Below are 6,153 nucleotides of genomic sequence, written 5' to 3' on the forward strand. Positions count from 1 at the left end.
GAATTTATACAGACTTGAAAATCACATTATATATATTAGTTTCTGCTATTTTATCTTACAATATACCTAAAATGCATAGGATTTACTACTTCATTCTTTTATTGCATCATGTATTCATATAGTATTACACAAAAATGCTCATTCTATGCACAGAATTTACTTACTATACTACATTAAAATTATGCTAAGATAACCTTTTTCACTCTTTATCCTTTTTTACTGTATTCACAAACTGAAAAACGATGCCTTTATAGCCCCCTCTACTCCTAAGGAGCGTAGTTATGAGTAGCAGCCTTTGTGGCGCTCCTTACTGACCAAATTACGAAAATGCAAGAAGAGCACGACATGTTCCGGAGCAAACCTAACCACTATATTAGTTCGTGTCGGAATATGTCGTGCTCTTCCCTTTGCCCTATTTAGTTAAGATGCCACAAGGCTGCACAGCATCACAAAAGACGATTGTATTGTACCTATAACCTGTGCTATAATAAAGGCAACAAAAGAAGAGCCATCAACGTGTAGCTGGCGTTAGGCTCATCTCGAAAAAACAGAAATATGAGATTGCCTAACGTGTTAAGGTGTATGAGACCTTATACGTTAGGCTTTTTCATTGTCTACTTAAGTAGATCAACGAGCTGAATTACTAAACCAGCAATAGAAACCATCAAAGAGATTTTCTCATACTTAGTCATAGCAACCACCTCCTCCCATAATAGGAAGAGATGAGCCTAACAACACGTTAATGACTCTTGTAATTTTATTATAACATAATCTATTCGCACTGTTTATATTGACTTAACGCCATTAGTAACAGCAAACTAAGCAAAGCACAAGTTTGCAAATGATATCCTCACAAGGCTGCATAGCGAAGCAAGTAATAATTGTATTTAAATCCGAACTATGCTATACTTAGAGTATTAAAAAGAGCGCCCTTAACGTGTGGTTGGCGTTAGGCTCATCTCAAATAACGAAATCTGATAATGCCTAACGTGTATAAGTACTGGTAATACTTATCTTTACGTTAGGCATTTTCATTGATTATTTAAATAGATCTTTAAACAGGTCAATGATACTTACTATTATAGAAATTAGATACAGTAATAAACTATACGTTTCATACTTTCTCATAGTATCACCTCCCCCTATATTAGGAAGAGACGAGCCTAACTCACGTTAGTGACTCCCTTACCTTCATTATACACCTAACCATACCATGTACAAAATAACAATATTATGAACATCTATCTAAGGAACGCCACAAGGCTGCATAGCGTCACAAGAAACGATTGTATTGTGACTATAACCTGTGCTATAATTAAGACAACAAAAGAAGAGCCATTAACGTGCAGCTAGCGTTAGGCTCATCTCAAAAAGTATGAATTGAAATTGCCTAACGTGTTAAGGTGTATGAGACCTTATACGTTAGGCTTTTTCATTGTCTACTTAAGTAGATCAATGAGCTGAATTACTAAACTAGTAATAGAAATCATCAAAGAGATTTTCTCATACTTAGTCATAGCAACCACCTCCTCCCATAATAGGAAGAGATGAGCCTAACAACACGTTAATGACTCTTGTAATTTTATTATAACATAATCTATTCGTACTGTTTATATTGACTTAACGCCATTACTAACAGCAAACTAAGCAAAGCGCAAGTTTGCAAATGACAACGCCACAAGCACCCATCCCCAGAGGAACGCCGTTACGAGTAGCAGCCTTTGTGGCGCCCTTTACTGACCAAATTACGAAAATGCAAGAAGAGCACGACATGTTCCGGAGCAAACCTAACCACTGTATCAGTTTGCGGAGGAATATGTCGTGCTCTTCCCTTTATCTTATTTAGTTAACACCGCCACAAGGCTGCATAGCGAAACAAGAGACGTCTTAGCCTAAGATCGCTTTCATATCTTCTTCTGGTGTTGTAATCGGATGTAAGTTGAATTTTTCAACTAAGATGCCAAGTACTGTGCCGGACAAGAATTTTGGCAAGGATGGTCCGATGTAGATGTTGCGGATGCCTAAGGACAATAATGTTAATAGGATACATACCGCTTTTTGTTCGTACCAAGACAATACTAATGTCAATGGTAATTCGTTTACGTCACATTCAAAAGCGCCTGCTAATGCTACCGCTACTTGGATCGCAGAGTATGCATCGTTACATTGCCCCATATCTAGGATACGAGGCAAGCCACCGATTTCACCGATGTTAAGGTCGTTGAAACGATATTTACCACATGCAAGAGTCAATACCATAGTATCTTCTGGAGTTTGTTTTACGAACTCAGTGTAGTAGTTACGGCCTACTTTAGCACCGTCGCAACCGCCTACCAAGAAGAAGTGTTTGATAGCGCCAGCTTTTACTGCATCAATTACTTTGTCAGCTACGCCAAGTACTGTACCATGACCGAAACCAGTTGTTACTTCTGTACCGCCGTTGATACCAGTGAATTGTTGTGGCTCTTTGTAACCGCCTAATTCAATAGCACGCTCGATAACTGCAGAGAAATCTTTTGTACCATCTTCGTTGTGTTCCACATGACCACAGCCATCGAAACCAACCATGTCAGTTGTGAAGATGTTCTTAATGTATGTTTGTTTTGGTGGCATAATGCAGTTTGTTGTGAACAAGAATGCACCTGGAACGCCATCAAATTCTTTTTGTTGGTTTTGCCATGCAGTACCGAAGTTACCTTTCAATTGAGGATGTTTTTTCAATTCAGGGTACGCATGACATGGAAGCATTTCACCATGTGTATAGATGTTAACGCCTTTGCCATCAGTTTGTTCCAATAACATTTTAAGGTCATGTAAATCATGGCCTGTTACTACGATGAAAGGACCTGGTTCTACTGTTAAAGGTACAGTTGTTGGAACTGGAGTACCGTATGTAGTTGTGTTTGCTTTATCTAACAACGCCATGCAAGCAAGGTTGATGCCACCGAATTCCATCAATAGGCCTAACCATTCTTCTGCGCTGTGGTCTTTCGCCATTTCTACAAGGCCTTTTACGAACCAAGCGTCAACTTCTGGATCGTTATACCCCAATACTGCTGCATGCCATGCGTATGCAGCCATACCACGCATACCTAATAACAATGTGGAACGTAAGGATACGATGTCTTCATGACCTTTCCACAATTCTTCCCAATCAAAGTTAGGAATGTTAGCATCTAATTTATTGTGTGCATCGTTGATCACATCGATAAACTCTTGTACACGATCTTCGGAGAAGTTTACGTTTGTTACGCACATGAATAAACCACGTTTTAACAATTGTACGTTTTCTAACGTTACTTCTGTAGCTTGCATTGCACGAGCTAAACCGATCAACGCCGCTGTTAATTCGTCTTGTAAATTTGCAACCGGTGCTGTTTTACCACATACACCTTGTACTGTACAACCATTTGGTTGCGCTGTTTGTTCACATTGGAAACAGAACATACTCATAATAACCTCCTTGGGAACTTTGCCCATAAACATGTTTCCTACAACATACTTTGTTTTAGATATCGTTTCTATACACAACCATCCTACAACAGGAGTGCATAGCATTATCTTGTTATCTATGCATTTAGTATAGTATACTGAAAGCAGAAAAAACGTATCCTTGGCTACATTTTATATAGTTTTCCCTATACTTTTATTCATGCTATAATGAAAGTACAGAAATAAAGCATACTCTCTAATTTAACGGAGGTCCTATGTCGACATTACATCCTACATTAGAAACATACATGAATACGATTCAACAATCCCCCTTATGCGCATATATTACACCAGAAAATTTATCACTTTTTTTATCCCATGCAAATGTGAAGGTGCAAAGTTTCAAAAAAAACTCCTTCATCGCCATCGCCGGTGATCCTATGGAAGGCATTGGCATCTTATTAGAAGGTCGTGCTTTGTTAACGCGAGAAAACATGTTAGGACAACGAACTATCGTAACAGAGCTAGAGCCATCCTCTATGTTCGGGGAAGCCTTGCTCTTTAGTAACCATCCTCTGTGGCCTGCTACGATTGAAGCCACAAAAGATGCGATCGTTTTGTTTTTACCGATTGAAACTTTTACCAAAGCATTTCCGGACTGTCAAACTTGCCAAATCCAATTGCTCACGAACCTCATGCACGACCTATCCGAAAAGGCTATGCAACTGACCCGCAAAGTACATTATCTATCTCTCAAAGGGATGCGCGAGAAAATTTTTGCCTACTTTATGGACCTTCACCGAGTGCAAAAAAAGAACATCCTCACCTTGCCACACAATCGGCAAGAAATGGCAGATGTCCTCAACGTAAGCCGCACTGCACTCAGTCGCGAACTGGGACGTTTACAAGACGAACGGATTATCCAATTCCACGGCAAAGAAGTAGAGTTAGTGGATATTGAAACCATCGAAGATTTTTCATTTTAATATAAAAGGATGCTGCCTTAGCAGCGTCCTTTTTTCCTTCTAAACTGACACTTCTCCTACGTAAATTCTGCATCTATTAACATAAAATCCCCTACCGCATCCGATTCTTTCGTCCGGAAGTGTAGGGGATTATTGTATTCAATTTTATTCCTAGTGTCGTCCAGAAGTATCAAACCAAGGAGATACATCAAATTGTTCGTGAATAGTAGCACGTACCATAGCACTGCCCAAATAAATACCTAGCAAAGTGAGATGCAAGCGACTAAGCGGTGCTCGATCATAAATATGACTAAAATCCACTAATAATGGAGAGATACGTTCCAATACTTCATCAAACGATGTACTATCCCAATCAACGGCCTTACCAAAAGCAAGACGAGTTAACCCATTTTGGATACTAATATCTGTGAGTCCAGCTCGCTTGAATAAGCTAGGCAACATATATTCATCCACAGCCATCAATTTCAATAATGAAGAGTTAATACTTTCTACGACAATAGGCATCTTAACTGGCGTATCTTGTACTATGAAAGCTAATTCTTCATGGCTAAATCCACGGTAATCAAATACAAGAGGATAGGAATTTCTCATAATTTGTTGGAATGACAAGGTGTCCCCAAAAGAGATACAACGCAAATATTCTAATTGCTGATACATATCTTCTTTTCGTGGCAAATCGCTCATGAATGGTTCAATATACTTTTCCAAATAATGGCGGAAATTTTCTACTGAATAGTTATTAGAATTTTTAGAATATTGTATGATCAATGAGATAGCTAATGCTTGCAAATGTCCCACTTGTAAATGTACTAAACTCTTCAATGCATCAACAGCTACCAAATATAATGTGCTAGATTGAGGTTGTTCCACCACATCTTTGAAAGTTTCTAAGAGGATTTCTTTCATCCACTCAGTAGAATTCGCTACATACGCCTTTTGTACATGTAATAAACTTTCTTGTAACGCTATATTTTCAAATAAATGCGTAGTTTCTTCCTCTGATTCAGTATCTAATTGCGCCAATATGGCTTCTGTAATCTCAGTAACCTTTTCTTCAGATTCAGGATTTAAAATACCGAATGCAGATTTATATTGAGCTACCGCTTTATCTAGTAATGTTTGCTCTTTTACAGCTAGTTTAATAGACGCCTCTGGTTGAGCCTCTATCGTCTCGGTAATCATACGTTCCGTTACTTTTGGCATAATTCTAGTCGCATCTTCTGCTTCTTCCGGCGGTTGTTCTTTCACAGCACGGACTAATTCTTCTGAGACTATACCTTCTACAAAATCATCTTCCACAGGATCTACGGATAGTTCTTCGTCTCGAAGAGCATAGGGATTTTGAAATGTCCTTCTTTGGTGTTCATAAGGATCATCATATGATAGCGAATCCACTATTTTGTTGCTAGTACTTCCTTTCTTATCCCGAAATAAGAAGTAGCAACATAAAAGAAATAGACAAATCACTCCTAAAATAACCACATATGGTCCATATCGCAATGAAAGTTCTATTAATCCATCCATAGAAAATCCTCCTAGTTATACTGCAATGTTATCTGTCTTTACTATCCTTATTATACCGATTTATGTGTATCTTTAAAAGTACTATTCATACTTTTACCTATAAAAAAGGAACTACCCTTAGGTAGTTCCTAGCGTGGTGGACGATGACAGGATCGAACTGCCGACATCCTGCTTGTAAGGCAGGCGCTCTCCCAGCTGAGCTAATCGTCCA

General features: G+C 38.6%; 3 protein-coding genes and 1 tRNA gene. 1 reads left to right on the top strand and 3 read right to left on the bottom strand.

Annotated features, from left to right (window positions below; translation table 11 throughout):
* Positions 1-1,887 precede the first annotated feature (1,887 nt).
* Positions 1,888-3,453 carry a hydroxylamine reductase gene (gene hcp / locus EO119_RS07960; protein WP_126941388.1) on the bottom strand — a complete coding sequence of 522 codons (1,566 nt, stop codon included), beginning with the start codon at positions 3,451-3,453 and terminating at the stop codon, positions 1,888-1,890.
* 254 nt (positions 3,454-3,707) lie between these two features.
* On the opposite strand from hcp, the gene EO119_RS07965 reads away from it, so the two are divergent.
* The gene (locus EO119_RS07965; RefSeq protein WP_126941390.1) at positions 3,708-4,418 is read left to right on the top strand and encodes a Crp/Fnr family transcriptional regulator; all 711 of its coding nucleotides are present in this window, start codon (positions 3,708-3,710) and stop codon (positions 4,416-4,418) included.
* Between the two features lie 150 nt (positions 4,419-4,568).
* Here the strand turns inward: EO119_RS07965 and EO119_RS07970 are convergent, their stop codons facing one another.
* Complete coding sequence (locus EO119_RS07970; protein WP_126941392.1) at positions 4,569-5,942, bottom strand: LPO_1073/Vpar_1526 family protein; 1,374 nt, start codon at positions 5,940-5,942, stop codon at positions 4,569-4,571.
* A gap of 134 nt (positions 5,943-6,076) precedes the next feature.
* Positions 6,077-6,152, bottom strand: a tRNA-Val gene (locus tag EO119_RS07975).
* Position 6,153: the final 1 nt, after the last annotated feature.

The sequence above is a fragment of the Veillonella sp. CNR 79/14 genome (genome assembly GCF_003992185.1).
Taxonomy (GTDB): domain Bacteria; phylum Bacillota; class Negativicutes; order Veillonellales; family Veillonellaceae; genus F0422.

Coding starts and splice junctions, on each gene's coding strand:
- hcp (WP_126941388.1), bottom strand. CDS start 3,453: ATGAGTATGTTCTGTTTCCAATGTGAACAAACAGCGCAACCAAATGGT.
- EO119_RS07965 (WP_126941390.1), top strand. CDS start 3,708: ATGTCGACATTACATCCTACATTAGAAACATACATGAATACGATTCAA.
- EO119_RS07970 (WP_126941392.1), bottom strand. CDS start 5,942: ATGGATGGATTAATAGAACTTTCATTGCGATATGGACCATATGTGGTT.